This window comes from Nocardia iowensis (genome assembly GCF_019222765.1).
Lineage (GTDB): Bacteria > Actinomycetota > Actinomycetes > Mycobacteriales > Mycobacteriaceae > Nocardia > Nocardia iowensis.
Genome location: NZ_CP078145.1, coordinates 1,675,517 through 1,693,634 on the forward strand (window position 1 = coordinate 1,675,517; position 18,118 = coordinate 1,693,634).

Genomic DNA, 18,118 nt, shown 5'->3' on the forward strand with positions numbered 1-18,118 from the left:
GCCTCTCACAGAGCGATCACACCCGTCACACGGCGCAGACCCTCTGTGCGACATACGAAAGCCCTGTGCGGTCGAACTCGGTTAGAGCCGACGAGGACGCTGAGATTACGCCGTTGATGGCACTTGGCGGACTTCACAGTCCGCTATTGACGGATCAGTCCCTCCGTGTCACGCTGGCGAGATGGAGGCAGAGCAGCGGCCGATGACGTTGGCCGAACGCCGCAAAGCGGAGACTCGAGCGCAATTGATCGCGGCAGCGGCGGAGGTGTTCGTAGAGAAGGGCTATCACGAGACCCGTATCGCCGATATCGTCGGCAAGCTGGGCGCTGGACAGGGCACGTTCTATCGCCACTTCGAAGGCAAACGTGAAGTGCTGGAAGCGATTCTGCAATCCAAGCTGGACCGGTTGCTCTCGCATTTCACGGGAGTGAACGCACCACAGGCGATCGGCTCGTTGGCCGAGTACCGCCAGCGGGCCGGCAACATTCTGGACCAGGTGTTCGCGTTACTGGACGACGAGGCCGAAACCGTTCAGCTGCTGCTGATACAGGCGCCATCAGTCGATCCGGCGATCGGGTCGACGCTGCTGGCGGTCACCGACGGGCTCGAGGAACTGGTTGCCGATTACTACCGAACCGGCATCGAAGGTGGCTACTTCCGACCCGACATCGACATCGACTCCGCCGCGCGGGCCACCGTCGGGCTCGGCGCGGCGGGGCTGTTGACGCTGGCCAAGCATCCTGGCGATGAGCAAGTCCGTCGAGCCTACCGAACAGTCGTGCTCGACTTCATCGTCCGCTTCGCGGGCCGAGACTGAGGAATCCGAGATGGTGGAACTTGCTCCGAAGCCCAACCAGCACAACTACTCCGGCTACCAACTACCGCCCGGCCCCGGCAGCCGCGGCATACGTGATCTACCGCTCGTGGCCCGTCGGCTCCTCGACTACCTGCGCCGCGGCGAGATCGTGGGCGACGAACTGATCGCGCGTTATGGCGAGATTTTCACCGTAGGTGTGCCGCGCACCGGACTCCACGCGGTCGTGATCAGCGATCCCGCCCTGATCAAGCAAGTGTTCACCGCCAGACCCGACGTGTTGCTCGGTGGCAAAGGAGTTTCCCCCTCTGCCGCGATCTACGGGTCCGGCTCGATGTTTGTGCAGGAGGAACCCGAGCACCTGCGCCGCCGCAAGTTGTTGACGCCGGGCTTCCACGGCAACGTGCTGAGCGGCTACCAGGACACCATCCGGGAGGTCACGGAGCGGGCACTCCATCGATGGCCTGTCGGCCGACCCTTCTCCATGCTCGACGCCGCGCGGGAACTCACGTTGGAAGTGATCATGCGGGTCGTATTCGGCATCGATGACTCCGACGAACTCGCCGATGTCGCGCCGAAACTGGAACGACTACTCGCCCACGCAGTCAGTGAACAGATCGTATTCCGGTACGTGACCAGGCGGGCCGGAACCATTCGGCATTGGCGTGGGCTCAACCGAGCCACCGCCGACGTGCACGCCGTACTCCAAACCCTCATCGACCGTCGGCGCGCCGAACCCAACCGCGAACGCACCGACATCCTGGCGCTGCTCATGGCCGCCACGACCGCCGACGGGCAATATCTTTCCGACCGGGAACTCCGGGACGATCTGATCACGCTGTTGCTGGCCGGGCACGAAACCACCGCAACCACATTGGCCTGGATCTTCGACCACCTCGTCCATGACCCGCACCTGGCGGAACAACTGCGCCAAGACGCGATCAGCGGCGACACCACCTACACCGATGCGGCGATTCAGGAAACGCTGCGCCTACGTCCGGTCGTCGTTGGCACCGCACGCGTCACCGCGCAACCATTCCATCTGGGCGAATACCTACTGCCGCCCGACACCTGGGTCATTGCCTATATCCGCGCGGTCAACCACCGTGCCGAAACCTACCCCGAGCCACACCGGTTCCAGCCCGAACGATTCCTGCACACCACTCCCAACACCTTCGCCTGGATCCCCTTCGGCGGCGGCGCCAAACGTTGCCTCGGGGCCGCGTTCGCTCAGGCGGAGCTGCGCACGATCCTCGGTGTCCTACTCACCGGCGCCGAGTTCGTCGCGACCCGCGCCGATCTGGACATCCCTGTCCGGCGCGGCCCCGTGCTGCTCCCACGCCATGGTGCGCGAATCGCCATCACCAGCAAAACCTGACAGCCCGCAAGTCCCGACTTGCACTGTTGCACCGGGCACAACAGGGATGTCGACCGCTGCGATCCACATCATGAACCGCTTCGGACGCAGGTCGCCGTTCCCACGACTTACCTTCGCGTTCGGTTCCTGACCGCGGTCCTTGGCTAGCGGTCCAACCGGGGGAAGGGCTGTTCGGCTTCGAGGAGGTAGGCGAGTTCGAGGAGGGTGCGTTCGTTGCCGCGGGTGCTTGCGAATTGGACACCGATGGGGAGTCCGGTCGGTGTCAGACCGGCTGGGAAGGTGATCGAGGGGGTGCCGGTGATGTTGTTGATGGGTGTGAACGCCACGTAGGCGCGCAGGCGATCGAGGAGTTCGTCGAATGGCACTGTGGGGCTGAGGTAGCCGAGTTCGGGGGTTTCGTGGCCGAGGGTGGGTAGCAGGACCGCGTCGTACGGGCCTAAGGCGCGTTCATAGGTGGCGGCCGCGGCGCGTAGGCGATACAGCGTCATCGGCGCGCGCCACGCGCCGCGCAGGAAGTGTCGGCGCAGCCCGAGGGTGAGATCGTCGAGTCGCCTGGTGTCGAAACGGCGGTCGGCCAATTTCCCGGTCGAGGCGACGAACGTGGCGAGCAGACCCCAGTAGTGCAGAAATGCCGTTTCCAGTGCCGCATCGAACGGCAGCGGCACCGCCTCGACGCGGTGACCGTGGGATTCCAAGGTGGCAGCGACCTTTTCGACGGCCGCGCGGATCGGACCGGCAGGCACCGGACCGCCGATATTCTCCAGCAGGAGCGCGATGCGCAGTCGCTTCGACCCCGGCCCCTCGACCAACCCGATCGGCGGCAGCGCGGGATTGCGCCAATATTCTTCCACCGCAGCGGTATACGCCGCGGTATCGCGCACCGTCCTGGTCAGCACGCCTTCGCTGACGATATTGATCGGCAGCTTCCGCGCCATCGCCGAATCGATATGCCGCCCCCGGCTGGGCTTCAACCCGACCAGCCCGGCACAGGCCGCCGGAATGCGAATCGATCCGCCGCCGTCGTTACCGTGCGCGATCGGCACCACCCCGGCCGCGACCAGCGCGGCCGCCCCGCCCGACGAGCCACCCACCGAATAGCCGGTGTGCCAAGGGTTTCGGGTGGCTTGCGCGAACGGCGGCTCGGTGGTCGCATTGAACCCGAACTCCGGCAGCGTGCTCTTTCCGAGCACCGTCATTCCGGCACTGAGGAATTGGCGCGCGTACCCGCCGTGCTCCTGCGCGGGCTTGGCCCGGAACGCCGCGGTGCCATGGTTGGTCGGCATCCCGGTGATATCGGCATTGTCCTTGACGAAGGTCGGGACCCCATAGAACCGTCCACTGCGCTCCGCGGGCAGCAGTGGCTCCTCGTAACTCGCGTAGGCGACCGCCGCCAACTCCTCGACTCGGCGCGCACGTTCCACCGCCGCCGCCGCGAGCTCGCGCGGGCTTCGTGCCCCGCTGCGCACCAGCTCGGCCAGCGCGACGGCGTCGTGGTCGCCGAGCGCGTCGTCGGCGAAGGAATGGATGCGGGTGGGCGGAGCGTCAGCGGTCACCCTTCGAATCTAGCCGGACGGGCAGCGACCGGACCGACTGTCCGGTACGGATCGGCGGCCGCATACGGTGGAACGGCAAGCACGCTTGACGACTCGGAAGGAAGTAGATGGTCCCGTCGGTCTCCGATCCGCTGCCGCCGCAGGGGCGGATCGGCTCACTGCTGTTCGCGCTTCCGCCCGCGGGACGGCGCTGGAGTCCCGGCCTGCGGTCCGCGGTGGCCTTCGCCATCCCGGCCGCGATGACGGTGGCGGCGGGGCAGCCGGAGCACGCGTTGTTCGTGCTGTTCGGCGCCTTCGCGGTGATGTACGGGGAGCGCAGGGCGTATCGCATGCGTGCGATCGTGGTGCTCACCGCTGGCATCGCCCTGCTCGCGTCCAGCGGCGTCGGTGCGCTGCTCGGGCACGGGCTCTCCGGCGGACTCGGCGCTTCGCTGCTGACGGTGGCCTTGCTCACGGCGGTCGCGATGGTCGCCGTCTACGTGATCGATGCGTTGCGGCTCGGTCCGCCGGGTGCCCTGCTCTTCGTCATTGCCTGCGGTGGCTCGATGATGGCCGCCGAGGCGGGCGTGTCGACGGCGGTGCTGTTGTCCTGCACGGCTTTCGGCGCGGGCGTTTCGGTCATCGTGTCGATGGCCGGTGTGCTGCGTGATCGGCGCAAGCCGGAGCGGGTCGCCGTCGAGGCCGCGATCGGCGCCGTCGACGCGTACCTGGCGGCACGGGCCGCGGGCCGACCCGCCATCGATCTGCGGCACCAGGCGGGCGCGGCGGTGGCGGAGGCGTGGGCCGCGGTGTACGACGCGGGTCTGCCGACCAGAGCTCCGCATTCAGCGCTGATGGACTCGCTGGTCGCGGCCCGGCGCAGGCTCGCGGGTCCGGCCTACGACGACACCAATGACCTCGTCGTCGACCCGCTGATCTCCTTCGTCCGCCCCGGCGTCGGCTTCCGGCTGCGTCGATCGCTGTCCTTCGATTCGCACGCCACCATCAGCGCCTACCGCGTCGGCGTCGCCTGCCTGGTCGCCGGTGGGCTCAGCGCGTTGCTCGGCCAGGACCGGCCGCACTGGGCGGTGTTCACCGCGCTGATGGTGTTGCAGATCGGTCCCGATCGGGTGCGCGGCAAGGTGCGGGGCATTCATCGCTTCGTCGGCACGGTCGTCGGGCTGCTGCTCTTCGGGATCATCCACCAGCTCGCGCTGACCGGCTACGCCCTCATCGTGCTGGTGGCGGCATTGCTGTTCGTCATGGAGCTGTTCGTGCCACGCAACTACGCGCTCGCGGCGATCTTCATCACGCCGATAGCACTGCTCGCGGTCGGTGCGACCCCGGACGGCGCGGTGGGGCCGTTGATTCGGGATCGCTTCATCGAGACGGTGATCGGCGTCGGTATCGCGGTGCTCGTCCCGCACGTCGTCGCACCGCACGCGCACCGGCGCACCTTCCGCTGGATCGAAGCCCGGGTCTGCGCCGTCGCCAGGGCGCTGCTGGAGCTGTCGCGCACCGAGCCGGCCGGGGCCCCCGCAGCGGTGCTGCTGCAACAGTTGCAGTTCGAACTGGTCGGGGTCGCAAGCAGCGGCGTGGACTCGGCCACCGAGGACCCGAAGTGGACCAGCGACCATTGGCCCGCACACGCCGCCACCGCACATCTCGGCTACGACCTGCTCGCCGCGTACTGGGAGCTGCCGCCCGGTGCGCTGCTGGCCGACCCGGACGGCTGGGATGCGGCATTCGCCGCGCTGACCCCGCATTCGGCTGCGGCAGACGGCCGGTAGCAAGCGCTGGGAGCCGAGTCCCGCCTAGCTCAATTCACGCAGGGATGGCCTGCCGATCGTCTAGTTCACGCAGGGGATCGTGCTACCGATCGTCGTCGTGAGCGGCTTGCCGGAGTCAGGGGCGGGCTCGCCGGTGCTGGTCGGCGTGGGCGGAATGGTCGTCGAGCTAGGACTCGAGCTCAGTTCGCTGGGCATGATGAAATCGCTACCGAGCGTGACCAGGATGTGCCCGGGTGCAACCTGCGTCGACGCGGTGGGCGCGAGTCCGCCCATGGTCTCGGCCAATTGGGCCGCGTCCGCTTCGGCACCGGCGCCGTAGGTGATCGTGGTTGTGGTCGTGGTGCTGAGCCGGTTGCTGACCGCGCCCTCTCGATAGCCACGGTTGGTCAGCGCGGCGGACAGCTTGGCGGCCTGCCCGGTCAAGCTGCCCGCGTTCTGTACATCGACAGTGCTGGTCGGCGTGCGCGCCGGGGCGGTGCTCGGCGTTTCGACCCCGAACGCGGCCCGTACTTCCTTCTTGATGGCTGCCGGATCGATGATGTTGACGTCCTGGCCGTTCACCGTGTCGTAGCGCAACACCGGCAGCGTCCGGAACTCGACCGACATGGATCCGGCGGCACCGAGGTTGCGGGCGAAGTCGAGCAGGTTCCACCCGTCGGAGAGCACCACGTCCTGATGCGCCACATCCATCAATTTGCTCAGTTTGCCCAGATCGGTCAGCGTCCCGGAATCCTTGAGCGACTTGGCAACCGAGGTGAGATACGCCTGCTGCCGGTGCGTCCGGTCCAGGTCGCCGTTCTCCAGACCATGCCGCTGGCGGACGAAGGCGAGTGCTTCGGAAGCGTTGAGGTGCTGCGGACCGGCGGGGAACTTGGCACCGGAGTAGTAGCTGTCGTCGACGGCCTTGTTGAGGCACACGTCCACGCCGCCGAGTGCGTCGGCCAGGTGGTAGAACCCGGCGAGGGAGACTTCGGCGAACCGGTCGATCGGGACGCCGACCAGATTGCGGACCGTGGACACAATGGACGCTCGTCCCGCCTCGCGGCCCGCGCGTTCCAGGGTGATTTGATCCTTCTCGCCATTGGCGATCAGCTTCGCTTCGGCGGCAGCCTTTTTCAGCCCGTACGCTTCCTTGATCTTGACGTGGTCGTAGCCGGGAATACCGGAAACCGCCACATAGTCGTCGCGCGGGATGGAGAACGCGACGACCTTCTGCATGTCCGCCGGGATGTGCAGCAGGATCAGCGAATTGGCGTTGTAGCCGCCGTCGTCACCGTCACCCGCGTGCAGCTGGTCGAGGATCTCCTTCGGTAGATCGTTGCCGTTCTGATCTTTTCGGGTGTCCAGGCCGATCAGCAGGATATTGAGGTCGCCGCCAAGCGAACGGGGCGCGTCGGCGCCGATGGCGTCGGAACGGTTGAACCCGCGGTCGAAGTCGATCTTGGCCGACCAGGCGAACCCGGTGCCGGACAGCACCGCGAGCGCGGTCACCGAGACGAGCGCCCGCACCGCATTCTTTGCTACCCGACGCCCTCGATGTGGTTTCGGCGCGGCGCGGCGGTGGCGTGCCGGGCGTGCGGGCGGGTCGCTGACCCGCGCGAACTCGACAGTGTCCGCATCGACCATCGCGGGGGATTCCGTGCCCTGCGCTCTCTTCGGCACTCGTTCCACCGGATCGTTCCTCGCCGTCTCGTTCTTTGTCCGACTCATTCGAGAGTACGCACGCCCGCGTAATACCCAGATCATCGCCGGATATGTGGCCGCGCGCGGCACCGGCTCTAGGCTCGTGGCATGTCTGCTCCAGTGCTTCTCGTGCTCGGCGCCGGTCCCGGTGTCGGTTTGGCCGTTGCCCGACTCTTCGCCCGGGACGGGTACGCGGTATCCCTGGCTTGCCGGTTGCCGGAGGAGGCCGCGCCGCTGGCCGAACAGTTACGTGGTGAGGGGTTCGACGCGGAAGGTGTCGGAGTGGATCTGTCCGACCCGGCCGAGGTGACTCGGGTGGTCCGGGAGGTGGGGGAGCGGCACGGCCGGATCGATGTGCTGCATTTCAACCCGAGCATCTTCCGGCAGTCCGACCCGTTGCAGCTGTCGGTGTCCGAGTTGATCGAGGACTTCACCATCGGCGCCGCCGCGCTGCTGCCCGCCGTGCAGGCGGCGCTGCCGTTCTTCACCGAGGGCGCACGGGTGCTGGTCACCGGAAGTGCCGCGGCGGACAAGCCATGGAATCAGGCGGCCTCGCTCGGCGTGCAGAAGGCGGCCGTGCGCAATCTGGTCACCAGTCTCGATACCACGTTGGCACCCAAAAGTATTCGGGCCGTGGCCGTGCAGATCAACGGGGTGCTCGGCGAGGGTGCGTTCACCAGGGAACGGGTTGCCGAGGCACTGCACGCCGCCGCCATCCGGCCGCTCGACGACTGGACACCGCACGTGTCTTACAACGGATAACTGCCTACCACGGCCGACTTATCGAGGCAGGATCGCCGAGAACTCCAGCGGCATATGCGCCGGGCCGCGCAGGTTCACGTGTTCGCGATAGACCGGCGGATCCGTGATCAGCCGCGGCGCTTCGACGCGGTGGGCGAACCGGGTGAGCGCCACCCGTGCCTCCAGCCGGGCGAGCGGAGCGCCGAGACAGAAGTGCGCGCCGAGTCCGAAGGCCAGGTGGCGGTTGTCGCGGGACGGGTCGAAGCGGTCGGGGTCGGTGAACACGGCGGGGTCGCGCTGCGCGGCGGCGATCAGCATCACCACCAGGTCACCGCGTCGGATGTCGATGTCGCCCACCGTCAGGTCGTCGGCGGCGATGCGCGGGATCAGCTGAACCGGCGGATCGAAGCGCAGCGTTTCCTCGACAATCGCCTGTGCCCGTTCGGGATTCGCCCGCAGGGCGGCAAGTTCGTCGGGACGGCGCAGCAGCGCCAGGGTCGCGTTCGCGATGAGATTGACCGTTGTCTCGTGCCCGGCGACGAGCAGTAGCGCGCAGGTGGAGATCAGCTCCTCGTGGGTGAGCATGTCCCCGGCGTCTTCCGCCGCGATCAGCTCCGACAGCAGGTCCGGTCCCGGTGTGGCGCGGCGGTGTTCGGTCAGCCGCTCGAAATAGGTGCTGAGTTCGGTTCCGGCGCGCTGCACTTGGGCCGGGTCGGCGCGGAACTCCGTCGCCTGCCGCGACGTCGGATCCAGCGTGCGGGCCAGCAGCGACGACCAATGGCTCAGCTGCGCTTCGTCTGCCAGCGGCACGCCGAGCAGTTCGCAGATGACGGTCACCGGCAGCGGATAGGCGAATTCGGTGACAGCGTCGAATGTCCCTGCGGCCGAGCGCTTGTCGAGGATGTCATCGACTATCTCGGTGATCCTCGGCTCCAGCCGCTGCACCACGCGCGGGGTGAAGGCCTTCGACACCAGCCGCCGCAGCCGGGTGTGGTCCGGCGGGTCCAGGAATAGGAACGACGGCTTGGCCTGCGCCGCTGTGGTTTTCGCCGCGTCATAGATCGGCATCGAGCCGAGCTGTAGTTTCGCCAGCGACCGGTCCACGCTCACCCGAGGGTCGCGCAGCACGGCCGTGCAGTCGGCGTGGCTGGTCACGACGACGACCGGCGCGGTGCCGATCCGAAATGGTCCGGCCTCCCGCAGCCGGGCGAAGAGCGGGTAGGGATTCGGCCGGACCGCGGGGTCGAGCAAGCGTACGTAGTCGGCGGTCGACTCTTCTGCTGTCGTCATGGGACTCCCACCTGAAGAAAGCGGCAACCGGACAGGTAGTATTATTACGATACTGACGGTAGGGATGCAATACCAAGCTGAGGGTGTACCGCAGCCGTCCGCGGCTACGGTCTCCGTCCGGCCGCACCCGTTCTGCGAGGATGTTTCCATGACCATCCGACGCCCGGCCGATGATTCGGTGTCCCGTGTCGTCGAGCTGCTCGGTGACCGGTGGACGATCCTGGTCATCGCCGAGGCGTTCTTCGGCGTGCGCCGGTTCAGCGATTTCGCCCGCAATATCGGCATCACCAACCGCAATCTGCTCACCAGCCGGCTGCGCATGCTGATCGACGCGGGCATCTTCACCCGCACCGACGAGGGCGGCGGGCGGGTCGACTACCACCTCACCGCCGCGGGCCGCGAGCTCTACCCGATCATCATGGCCATGACCGCCTGGGGCGATCGCCATCTGGCCGAGCCGGACGGCCCGCCGCTCATCCTCGAGCACCGCACCTGCGGGCACGCCATCACACCGCTCATGGTGTGTGACCACTGCCACGCCGAACTCGACCCCCGCGACGTCGACCCGCGACCCGGTCCCGGCTTCCACCCGGCCGCCACCACCGACGTGGCGATCTGACGATCAGGAGAGCGCGAGCGCGGCAGCGTTGATCGCTTTGGCCGCTCGATTCACGTCGGCGTCGGTGGTGCGCCAGTTGCTGAACGCGGCGCGCAGCGCCGGTACGCCGTCGTAAACCGTTGGTGTCACGAAGGTCTCGCCACTGTCGGCGACCGCGGCGGCCAGCGCGTCGACCCGCTCGGGGGTGGCCCGGTCGGCGAGGGTGAAGCAGACAACGTTGAGGCGGACCGGCGCGACCAGCCGGAGCAGGCCGGTCTCGGTGAGTTGCCCGGCCAGGCGGTTCGCGCCGGATATGTTGCGCTGCACTATGTCCCGGTGCCCGTCCCGGCCGTAGGCGGTCAGCGAGAACCACGCGGTGAGGGCACGTAGCCGCCGTGAGTTCTCCGGGACCAGGTGCCCGAAATCCGGTGTGCCGGTGGGGGCCGTCAGATACGCGGCGGCATTGAGGAAGACGCGTACCTGCAGGTCCTGGCGCCGACTGAACTGGACCGCCGCGTCGTAGGGCACGTTGAGCCACTTGTGCAGATCGACGCAGACCGAATCCGCCTCGCCGAGACCAGCTACGAGGGCGGCGTACTCCGGCGCCAGCGCCGCGAACGCGCCGAACGCACCGTCGACGTGCAGCCAGAACGGATAGCGTTGGCGCAGTGCGGCAATCGCGCGCAGATCATCGAAGTCGACGGTGTTCACCGTCCCCGCGTTGGCGACCACGATGGCGGGCCTGCCATCGAGCGCATCGAGGGCTTCGGCGAGCCGATCCACGTCGACGGCTTCCCGGCCGGGCAGCGTCGGCACCAATCGCACACTGTCCCGGCCGATTCCGAGCATGGACAATGACTTCGAGATGCTCGAGTGCGGCGTCCCCGACAACACGGGCACCGGTCCGAGCGCACCGACACCGGCATCTGCCACCGAGATGCCGAGCTGTTCCCCCAACCACTCCCGCGCGATCGCCAGACCGACGAAGTTGGACATGGTCGCGCCGCTGACGAACGCGCCGGTGTGCTGGTCCAAGCCGAACAGCCGTCCGACCCATCCCACGGTCTGGTGTTCCAGTTCGGTCGCCGACGAATCCTCGCCCGACATCGCGTTCTGGTCGAGCGCCGCGGTCAGCCAATCGCCCGCGACGGAGGCCGGGGTGGCTCCACCGGTGACGAAGCCGAAGTAGCGCGGGCCCGCACTGCCCGAGAATGCGGGCTCCCACCGCTCGCGGAATAGTGCGAGGGCCCGGCGCAGCCCGATGCCGTGTTCCGGAAGTTCCTCGGGCCCTACCTCTTTCGGTGTCCGGGCGACCGGCCGTGTCTCGATGCCGGTCAACACCTCCGTCGCCGACTCGCGCACGGCATCCAGCAGTGCGGGCAGCTCGGCGAGATCGCTGGCTAGATTTTCGTCCACACCCCAGACGCTACGAGCCGCCTGCCCGGCTTGTCGGGAGCCAGTCGGAAGGTGCTGGCCTTACCGCGACGCACCGTCCTTACCGCAATGCCCTTACCGCAGCGCGCTGCCCTGCACCCACTGATCCCACGGCACGCCCCAGTCACCGTTCTGCCACACCTCCAGCGGCGCACCGCCGGTATTGCGGACCTCGACCACATCGCCGGGGACCGAGAAGTCGTAGAACCATCGCGCGTTCTCCGGGCTGAGGTTCAGACAGCCGTGCGAGGTATTGGTGTTGCCCTGCGCCCACATGGTGGACGCCAGTTCGTGCAGGTAGATGCCGTCGGTACTGATCCGGGTCGCCCAGTTGATGGTTTCCTTGTAGCCCAGCCGGGAGTTGACCGGCAGCCCGAAGGTGGAGGAGTCCATGATCACCGGGTTGGCCTTGCTCATCACCGTGTAGACACCGGGCTGGGTCCAGAACGAGATCGTCTTGCCGCCGACGGTTTCGCTGCCGCCCATGCCCATCGAGGTGGGCATGGTGCGGACCAGCTTGCCGTTCTCGAAGACCTGCACCTGCTTGGTGTTGTCGTCGGCGATGGAGACGTGCGAGGCGCCGATGGTGAACGACGCCTTGCTGTCCTCTTGGCCGTAGAGGCCGTTGCCGAGATCGACGGCGTAGATATTGGCCGCGACCGTCACCTTCGTGCCCGGTGTGTAGTACTCGCGTGGCCGCCAGTGCACGTGCCGGTTGTCGAGCCAGTACCACGAACCTTCCACCGGCGGCGTGGTGGTCACCGCTAGTCGCTTCTCGGCGAATGCCCGGTCGGGGACGTCCTCGTCGAAGTGGGCGGCGACGACGGCGCCGACGCCGAAGGTGCCGCCGTCGAGCAGCCCACCACCGGTGGTCTCGAAGTAGACCTTGGTCTGGTTGTTCGGCGTCAGTGTGGTGAACGACGAGGTCACCGGGCCACTGCGGCCGGTGATGGTGAGGCCCGCCGCGGTGATCGTGTAGGTGTGGCCGTAGCCGAGCGGTTCGGTGGGTTTCCACGCCGTCTTGTCCGGTGTGAAAATCCCCTCGATCTGCTTGCCCTGCTCGTTGCTCATGGTCACCGAGCTCAACATGCCGTCACCCGCGCTGACCTGCACCGGCGCGACCGGGTCGACGCCCTGCGCGCCCTGGGCCGGTGTGATGGAGATCGCGGCGGGTGGCGGGTCGGCCGAGGACGGCTGCTTCGACTCCGACGCTGAACAACCGGCAACCACCAGGGCGATGACCAGGATGACCATCCCGGCAACGCTGGATCGGAAGCGGCGACTCGACATGATTTCTCCTGTGTTCGCCGTGCGCTTCCCGCTGCGCACCCTCGACTTTCTGTCCCGCTCAGCAAGTTTACCGGCCCGGCGACGCCGGTTTTTCCACGCCGGAGTGCGGTCGGTGCCCGGGCCGGGGTCCTGTCATAGCGTCGGCCGGAAGAATTCGTGCAACGAGTCGGCCAGCGCTTCGGGAGCCTCCTCGGCCATGTGGTGACCGGAGTCGATGCCGTGGCCGCGCACGTCGTCGGCCCAGTCCCGCCAGATCCGCACCGGGTCGCCGTAGAGATCCTCGAGGTCGTCGCGCAGCGACCACAGGATCAGCGTGGGGCAGGTCAATCTGTTCCCGGCGGCACGGTCGGCCCGCTCGTGCTCGGCGTCGACCGTCACACCCGCGCGGTAGTCCTCGAGCATCGCGCGCACCACCTCGGGATTGCGCATGGCCGCCCGCCACTCGTCGTAGTTCTCCTGACCCATGGCGCGCGGGTCGCCCTGGTACCAACTGTCCGGGTCGGCGTTGATCACCCGCTCCGGAATGCCGGGCTGGGCGAAGAAGAACCAGTGCCACCATCGAGTGGCGAACTCGGCGGTGATGCGGGACAGATGCTCGCTGATGGGCAGACAATCCAGCAGTGCCACCCGCGACACCGCCGCAGGGTGGTCGAGGGCGAGGCGGAACGCGACGTAGCTGCCGCGGTCGTGCCCGGCCAGCGCGAACCGGCGATGGCCGAGCGAATCCAGCACTGCCACAATGTCGTTTGCCACAACTCGCTTCGAATACCCCGCGTGGTCGTCGGTCGGCGCCGGACCACGTGAGCGCCCGTATCCCCGCAGATCCGGGCAGACCACGGTGTAACCGCGTTCGACGAGCCGCGGCGCCACCCGATGCCAGGTCGCCGAGGTTCGTGGATGTCCGTGCAGCAGCACCACTGCCGGGCCGGACCCGCCATATCTGACGTGAATCGTTGCGTCGTCAACCGGGATTCGCGTGCTTTCGAAGTTGTCGAACATCACTCCAGCATCGTCGCCGGATCGCCGAACGTCTTGCGGTAGTTGCGCGGCGCGGTGCCGACCAGGTGGGCGAAGTGGTGCCGCAGGGAGGCCACCGAACCGAAACCGGATTGCTCGGCGACGCGGTCGATCGGCAGGTCGGTGGTCTCCAGCAGCTGTCGCGCGTGCCGGATGCGGGCGTTGAGCAGCCAGTTCAGCGGGGTCGTTCCGAGCTGGGTTTCGAAGCGGCGCTGCAGGGTTCGGACGCTGAGGCCGGAGTGCTGAGCCAGGTCGGCGAGCGTCAGCGGCCGGGTGAGGTGCTGTTCGATCCAGGTAAGTAGTGGCTGCAGTGCGGTGGCGTCTTGTGGTGGCGCGGGACGGACGATGAATTGTGCTTGGCCGCCATCACGTTGCAGCGGCACCACCAGGAAGCGCGCGGTGTCGGCGGCGACCGCCGAGCCGTAATCGCGGCGGACCAGGTGCAGACAGAGATCCAGGCCCGCGGCCATACCCGCCGAGGTGAGGATGTTGCCGTTGTCGATGAACAGCACCGCGGGATCGACCTCGACCCGCGGGTAGCGTCCGGCGAAGTCGTCGGCGAGCAGCCAATGCGTGGTGGCGCGCAGCCCGTCCAGCAGGCCCGCTGCCGCGAGCACGTAGGCGCCGGTGCAGATGGAAGCCACCACGGCGCCGCGCGCCGCCGCGCGGCGAACCGTCTCGACCACGCGGATGTCCGGATCGAACACACTCGCCCCACCCGGAACGATCACTACGTCCGCCTCGTCTGCGGCGTCGAGCGGCCAGATGGTCTGCAGGGTGAAGCAGTCTTGACCGGAGGCGAGCGCCATCGCCGGTTCGCCGCACATTCGCACGGCATAGCCCGGAGCGCCGTCGGGGAGCCGCGCGGCCGCGAAAACCTGCCCGCCTGTGACGAGGTCGAAGGCGTTGACACTGTCTATGACGAGGACCGCCACCACTCGCATGTCGCGATCTTAACGGAAGCTGTCATTGACGCCACTTGTTTGCCCATGATTTGCTGACTCACTATTGAGCGATCAACCGGCACGACAGGAAGGCTTGTGATGATCAGCATGACAACCGCTCCACTGGACCGGAGACGTGTCGGCACCCGGAGCAACGGATCCACCGGCTTGCCCGACGCGGCTGTCGAACGCGCCGCCATCGAACGCTTCTACGAACTGCTGTTCCTACAGGACCACGACCAGCTCCTCGACCTGGTCGCCGACGACGTCCGGTTCCTCGCCCCATGGCAGCTGCCCGGCCTGCCCGGCATCATTGATGGCCGGGAGGAACTGTACGAACACATGCTCTGGTGGAGTGCTGAACTGTGGCACGCTGGCCACCTCTCCCGCATCACGGTCCGCCCGTTCGCCGCCCCGCATGCCTGGTTCGCCAACGTCGAGGGCGAATTCACCGGACGGGAGAGTGAACGCCTCTACCGCGCCGCCTATCTCGCTGAAGTCCGCTTCCGCGACGGCCGAATCGCCGAGGTGCAGCAGTACCACAACACGCTCAACCAAATCATCGCGCTGGGCGCCGACGTGCCGGGAATCAATGTCCCCGGATACGGGGTCGACTCGTACCGCGACGACGCGAGCGCAGCGGGTGAAGCCGTCGCGTGACGGGTCACTGGCCCGCTGAAGGTGAATCCTCCTGGGCGACGCCCGTGAGCTGGGCGACCAGGAGTAGGTCGAGTTGATCTCGGCAATCGTGCAACGGATGCACCGAGCGGGTGGCGCGGGCATGCAGCACTGCTCCCTCGATCGCCGTGACAACGAATCCGGCCAGCGAGCGCGCGGCGGCGGTGGCGATGCCCGAGTGCTCCAGTACTGCCGTGTACGTCGCGGTCCAGCTCTCGAACGCCGCCAGGGCGGCGGTACGGATCGGCTCGGTCGTACCGTCGACGGTGGCGGCGGCGATCGGGCAGCCCAGCCGGAAATCGTGCTCGGACAACGTCTTTTCCCACCGGCTCAGCGCCGCTGACACCGCTTCCCGTGGTCCGCCGCGCTCGGCGGCCGCGGCGATCTCCGCCAAGATGCGATCGCCCGCGACCTGTGTCGCCGCCGCGATGAGCTCGTCTTTGCCGCCGGGAAAGTGCTGGTAGATGGACTGCCGAGCGGTGGAGCTCCGGTCGAGAAGATCGCTGATTCCGGTTCCCTGGACGCCGCGCTCCTGGACGAGTCGGATCGCGGCATCGATCAGTCGTTCGCGTGGTCCCGGCTTCATCACAAGCTCCTTGAATATCACAAGCTCCTTGAATAGAACGATCAGTCTATGATACACAGGAGACATAGACCGATCGTTCTATCGAAACGGAGGTTCGACCATGACCACGAGCACACACGACACCGTGATGGTCCGTCCGCAGCCTGGTGGCTGGGCCACCCTGCTCATCGACAATCCGCCCATCAACCTGCTCGACGACCGCGTCTACCGGGAGCTGGCAGATGCCCTCGACCAACTCGTGCTGGACCCCGAGACGCGGGTTGTCGTGCTGGAGTCCGCGGACCCGGACTTCTTCTCGGCGCATTTCGCCGTCGACCTCCCGCCCGAGAGTCAGCAGGAACTCGCGGGCACCTACTCGCGGATCATCGCCGCCCTGCAATCGCCCGATCTGGTGAGCATCGCCAAGATCCGCGGCCGTGCGCGCGGCGGCGGGCACGAGCTCACCCTGCTGTGCGATATGCGCTTCGCCTCGGCCGACTCCACCGTGATCGGTCAACCCGAGGTCACGAACGGACTGATTCCCGGCGGCGGCGCGCTTCAACTGCTTCCGCTACTGATCGGCCGGGCCCGCGCGCTCGAGCTCATGCTGAGCGGACGCAATATCGACGGCAGCACCGCCGAGCGCTACGGCGTGGTGAATCGCGCGCTGCCCGACGGCGAACTCGATGACTACGTCGCCGAATTGGCGGCGCGAATCGCCGGGCACTATCCCACCGCGCTGGCCGAGATCAAGAAGGCGGTCAATCGCCGCCACCTGCCGCCAGCGGCCGAATTCGCCACGGACATCAAGGTTTTCGAGCATCTGCTCAACGCGCCCGAGGTTCGCGCGATGATCGACGCCAGGCTCGCGGAGGGACTGCAGACCAGGGGACCGCTCGAATACGGCCTCGGCGACTAGAGCCTGTCTCGGGTGCGGCGGTACCTATGCGGGCGGCCGCACATCAAGCAGTTGTTCGAAGAATCCGCCGATGTTGTTCGCCCGGTCCACCAGGTGGATCTCCAGAATCCAATGGCAGACACGGCCTTTGGGGTCGAGGCGGCGCATCGGCGTGGTCGATCCCTTGGCGACGTACGAGGTGAGTTCGGTGCCGGAGATCTGCTTGTGCGGGAATTCACCGACCAGATGTCCGGCGATCGCGGCGGTGAATTCCCACCCCTGTTCGGCCGCCCGCTCGGCGACCCAGGTGTAGAGCTGATCACCGGTGATGTCGGGATGGGCATCGAAGTAGGCACGTCCCTGCTCCCACAGCGGCTCCAGCGCATCCCGCAACGCCACCTTGGCCGGATCGTCGCCGAGCACATAGGTGCGGCCGAAATCGGCTTCCCATTCCGCGAAGATCGGCCCGAAGTCCAGGAAGCAGATGTCGTCCGCGCCGATGATCCGGTCCGGCGGGTTCGCACTGTACGGCTCGAGCGTGTTGATCCCGGACCGCACGATCCGCTTGTGCCAATACCGCCGCGTCCCGAACATCTCGTCGGCCAGGTCCCGCACCGCGTCGCTGACCTCGGCTTCGCGCGCTCCCGGTGCGATGATCCCACGGCCGACCACCTCGTCGAACAACGCGACCGCCTTGGCCTCAGCGGCCAGCAGCGCTGAAACACGTTCGGCCTCGGCCACATCCAGCGTCTCCATGAACCGACCCTAGATCATCCGGTCGCGTGGCTCGCAGCCGATCCGTCGCAGCGGGTTTCCCGCCGGATTCGCCGGGTAGGGCCACAGCAGAACGACCCCACACAAGAGGAAGGTATGGCAATGGCCATCGATCAGGAGACCGGCGCGATCACGGGGACCAAGGACAAGGACTTCAACCTCATCTGGTTCACCGAACAATGCCTGAGCAACGCGTTGAAGATGGAGATCTATGCCCAGGATGCCGAACGCGCGGGTGACACCGAGCTCGGTGAGTTCTTCCGGCGCGCACAGCACGAGAGCCAGAAGGGCGGAGAACAGGGCAAGGCACTGCTCGCCAAGCGATTGGGCTGATACTCCACCGACACAGAACGGACGTGATCCCCATGGCCACCTGCGACACCTGCGGAAACGAATACGACAAAACCTTCACGGTCACCCGCGACGGCATCTCGTCGACGTTCGACAGCTTCGAATGCGCCGCCTCCGCGCTCGCCCCGGACTGCGCGCATTGCGGCTGCCGCATCCTGGGCCACGGGATAGAGGCCGAACACCACATCTTCTGCTGCGCCCACTGCGCCCGTAAGGCCGGTCACCTCGCAGTAGTCGATCACGTCTGACCCCGCCGAGCCCGGCCGCATCCGACCGGAAAAAATGTGCTCCTGAAGCAGGCCCCCTGCCTCAGGAGCACGTTCTGTGCGCCGAGTCCGCCG

18 protein-coding genes are annotated in these 18,118 nt (G+C 67.1%); 9 read left to right on the top strand and 9 right to left on the bottom strand.

Annotated features, from left to right (window positions below; genetic code table 11):
- The first annotated feature begins 181 nt into the window (after positions 1-181).
- Both KV110_RS07560 and KV110_RS07565 read left to right on the top strand, forming a co-directional pair.
- Positions 182-817 (top strand): TetR/AcrR family transcriptional regulator, encoded by a 636-nt coding sequence (locus tag KV110_RS07560; RefSeq protein WP_218474605.1) that lies wholly within the window; start codon positions 182-184, stop codon positions 815-817.
- 10 nt (positions 818-827) lie between these two features.
- Positions 828-2,192: a cytochrome P450 gene (locus tag KV110_RS07565; protein WP_218474607.1), complete on the top strand. Its 1,365-nt coding sequence runs from the start codon at positions 828-830 to the stop codon at positions 2,190-2,192.
- Positions 2,193-2,335: 143 nt separating this feature from the next.
- On the opposite strand, the gene KV110_RS07570 is transcribed toward KV110_RS07565, so the two are convergent.
- Entirely contained in the window at positions 2,336-3,745 is a 1,410-nt protein-coding gene (locus KV110_RS07570; RefSeq protein ID WP_218474608.1) for an amidase, read from the bottom strand.
- Positions 3,746-3,852: 107 nt separating this feature from the next.
- Here KV110_RS07570 and KV110_RS07575 point away from each other — a divergent pair, with 107 nt between their 5' ends.
- Positions 3,853-5,514 (top strand): FUSC family protein, encoded by a 1,662-nt coding sequence (locus KV110_RS07575; protein ID WP_218474610.1) that lies wholly within the window; start codon positions 3,853-3,855, stop codon positions 5,512-5,514.
- 60 nt (positions 5,515-5,574) lie between these two features.
- Here the strand turns inward: KV110_RS07575 and KV110_RS07580 are convergent, their stop codons facing one another.
- Positions 5,575-7,140, bottom strand: a complete 1,566-nt coding sequence (locus KV110_RS07580) for an LCP family protein (RefSeq protein ID WP_218478254.1) — start codon at positions 7,138-7,140, stop codon at positions 5,575-5,577.
- Positions 7,141-7,305: 165 nt separating this feature from the next.
- Between KV110_RS07580 and KV110_RS07585 the strand changes: the two genes are divergently transcribed.
- Complete coding sequence (locus tag KV110_RS07585; protein ID WP_218474611.1) at positions 7,306-7,959, top strand: SDR family NAD(P)-dependent oxidoreductase; 654 nt, start codon at positions 7,306-7,308, stop codon at positions 7,957-7,959.
- An 18-nt stretch (positions 7,960-7,977) separates the two neighbouring features.
- Here KV110_RS07585 and KV110_RS07590 read toward each other — a convergent pair whose 3' ends face one another.
- Complete coding sequence (locus KV110_RS07590; protein ID WP_218474612.1) at positions 7,978-9,228, bottom strand: cytochrome P450; 1,251 nt, start codon at positions 9,226-9,228, stop codon at positions 7,978-7,980.
- A gap of 148 nt (positions 9,229-9,376) precedes the next feature.
- Here KV110_RS07590 and KV110_RS07595 point away from each other — a divergent pair, with 148 nt between their 5' ends.
- Positions 9,377-9,847 carry a winged helix-turn-helix transcriptional regulator gene (locus KV110_RS07595; protein ID WP_218474614.1) on the top strand — a complete coding sequence of 157 codons (471 nt, stop codon included), beginning with the start codon at positions 9,377-9,379 and terminating at the stop codon, positions 9,845-9,847.
- Positions 9,848-9,850: 3 nt separating this feature from the next.
- Here KV110_RS07595 and KV110_RS07600 read toward each other — a convergent pair whose 3' ends face one another.
- The 4 genes from KV110_RS07600 to KV110_RS07615 form a co-directional block, all read right to left on the bottom strand.
- Positions 9,851-11,242: a pyridoxal phosphate-dependent decarboxylase family protein gene (locus tag KV110_RS07600; RefSeq protein WP_218474616.1), complete on the bottom strand. Its 1,392-nt coding sequence runs from the start codon at positions 11,240-11,242 to the stop codon at positions 9,851-9,853.
- 93 nt (positions 11,243-11,335) lie between these two features.
- On the bottom strand, positions 11,336-12,550 hold the full coding sequence (locus tag KV110_RS07605; protein WP_218474617.1) for a L,D-transpeptidase: 1,215 nt from the start codon (positions 12,548-12,550) through the stop codon (positions 11,336-11,338).
- Positions 12,551-12,682: 132 nt separating this feature from the next.
- Entirely contained in the window at positions 12,683-13,549 is an 867-nt protein-coding gene (locus tag KV110_RS07610; protein ID WP_218474619.1) for an alpha/beta fold hydrolase, read from the bottom strand.
- Complete coding sequence (locus KV110_RS07615) at positions 13,549-14,511, bottom strand: GlxA family transcriptional regulator (RefSeq protein WP_218474621.1); 963 nt, start codon at positions 14,509-14,511, stop codon at positions 13,549-13,551. The genes KV110_RS07610 and KV110_RS07615 overlap by 1 nt, the downstream gene beginning before the upstream one ends.
- Positions 14,512-14,619: 108 nt before the next feature.
- On the opposite strand from KV110_RS07615, the gene KV110_RS07620 reads away from it, so the two are divergent.
- Positions 14,620-15,171 (top strand): nuclear transport factor 2 family protein, encoded by a 552-nt coding sequence (locus KV110_RS07620; protein ID WP_218474623.1) that lies wholly within the window; start codon positions 14,620-14,622, stop codon positions 15,169-15,171.
- A gap of 4 nt (positions 15,172-15,175) precedes the next feature.
- On the opposite strand, the gene KV110_RS07625 is transcribed toward KV110_RS07620, so the two are convergent.
- Entirely contained in the window at positions 15,176-15,775 is a 600-nt protein-coding gene (locus KV110_RS07625; protein WP_218474625.1) for a TetR/AcrR family transcriptional regulator, read from the bottom strand.
- Between the two features lie 100 nt (positions 15,776-15,875).
- Here KV110_RS07625 and KV110_RS07630 point away from each other — a divergent pair, with 100 nt between their 5' ends.
- Positions 15,876-16,673 (top strand): enoyl-CoA hydratase/isomerase family protein, encoded by a 798-nt coding sequence (locus KV110_RS07630; RefSeq protein ID WP_218474627.1) that lies wholly within the window; start codon positions 15,876-15,878, stop codon positions 16,671-16,673.
- Positions 16,674-16,697: 24 nt separating this feature from the next.
- Here the strand turns inward: KV110_RS07630 and KV110_RS07635 are convergent, their stop codons facing one another.
- On the bottom strand, positions 16,698-17,408 hold the full coding sequence (locus KV110_RS07635; protein WP_218474629.1) for a M24 family metallopeptidase: 711 nt from the start codon (positions 17,406-17,408) through the stop codon (positions 16,698-16,700).
- 120 nt (positions 17,409-17,528) lie between these two features.
- Here KV110_RS07635 and KV110_RS07640 point away from each other — a divergent pair, with 120 nt between their 5' ends.
- Both KV110_RS07640 and KV110_RS07645 read left to right on the top strand, forming a co-directional pair.
- Entirely contained in the window at positions 17,529-17,759 is a 231-nt protein-coding gene (locus KV110_RS07640) for a hypothetical protein (protein ID WP_218474631.1), read from the top strand.
- 32 nt (positions 17,760-17,791) lie between these two features.
- Positions 17,792-18,025 (top strand): hypothetical protein, encoded by a 234-nt coding sequence (locus KV110_RS07645; protein ID WP_218474633.1) that lies wholly within the window; start codon positions 17,792-17,794, stop codon positions 18,023-18,025.
- The last annotated feature ends 93 nt before the right edge of the window (positions 18,026-18,118 follow it).

Excerpts from the sequence above, each read along its gene's own strand:
- KV110_RS07560 (WP_218474605.1), top strand. The coding sequence starts at position 182 with ATGGAGGCAGAGCAGCGGCCGATGACGTTGGCCGAACGCCGCAAAGCG.
- KV110_RS07565 (WP_218474607.1), top strand. The coding sequence starts at position 828 with ATGGTGGAACTTGCTCCGAAGCCCAACCAGCACAACTACTCCGGCTAC.
- KV110_RS07575 (WP_218474610.1), top strand. The coding sequence starts at position 3,853 with ATGGTCCCGTCGGTCTCCGATCCGCTGCCGCCGCAGGGGCGGATCGGC.
- KV110_RS07580 (WP_218478254.1), bottom strand. The coding sequence starts at position 7,140 with ATGGTCGATGCGGACACTGTCGAGTTCGCGCGGGTCAGCGACCCGCCC.
- KV110_RS07585 (WP_218474611.1), top strand. The coding sequence starts at position 7,306 with ATGTCTGCTCCAGTGCTTCTCGTGCTCGGCGCCGGTCCCGGTGTCGGT.
- KV110_RS07590 (WP_218474612.1), bottom strand. The coding sequence starts at position 9,228 with ATGACGACAGCAGAAGAGTCGACCGCCGACTACGTACGCTTGCTCGAC.
- KV110_RS07595 (WP_218474614.1), top strand. The coding sequence starts at position 9,377 with ATGACCATCCGACGCCCGGCCGATGATTCGGTGTCCCGTGTCGTCGAG.
- KV110_RS07605 (WP_218474617.1), bottom strand. The coding sequence starts at position 12,550 with ATGTCGAGTCGCCGCTTCCGATCCAGCGTTGCCGGGATGGTCATCCTG.
- KV110_RS07610 (WP_218474619.1), bottom strand. The coding sequence starts at position 13,549 with ATGTTCGACAACTTCGAAAGCACGCGAATCCCGGTTGACGACGCAACG.
- KV110_RS07615 (WP_218474621.1), bottom strand. The coding sequence starts at position 14,511 with ATGCGAGTGGTGGCGGTCCTCGTCATAGACAGTGTCAACGCCTTCGAC.
- KV110_RS07620 (WP_218474623.1), top strand. The coding sequence starts at position 14,620 with ATGACAACCGCTCCACTGGACCGGAGACGTGTCGGCACCCGGAGCAAC.
- KV110_RS07625 (WP_218474625.1), bottom strand. The coding sequence starts at position 15,775 with ATGAAGCCGGGACCACGCGAACGACTGATCGATGCCGCGATCCGACTC.
- KV110_RS07630 (WP_218474627.1), top strand. The coding sequence starts at position 15,876 with ATGACCACGAGCACACACGACACCGTGATGGTCCGTCCGCAGCCTGGT.
- KV110_RS07635 (WP_218474629.1), bottom strand. The coding sequence starts at position 17,408 with ATGGAGACGCTGGATGTGGCCGAGGCCGAACGTGTTTCAGCGCTGCTG.
- KV110_RS07640 (WP_218474631.1), top strand. The coding sequence starts at position 17,529 with ATGGCCATCGATCAGGAGACCGGCGCGATCACGGGGACCAAGGACAAG.
- KV110_RS07645 (WP_218474633.1), top strand. The coding sequence starts at position 17,792 with ATGGCCACCTGCGACACCTGCGGAAACGAATACGACAAAACCTTCACG.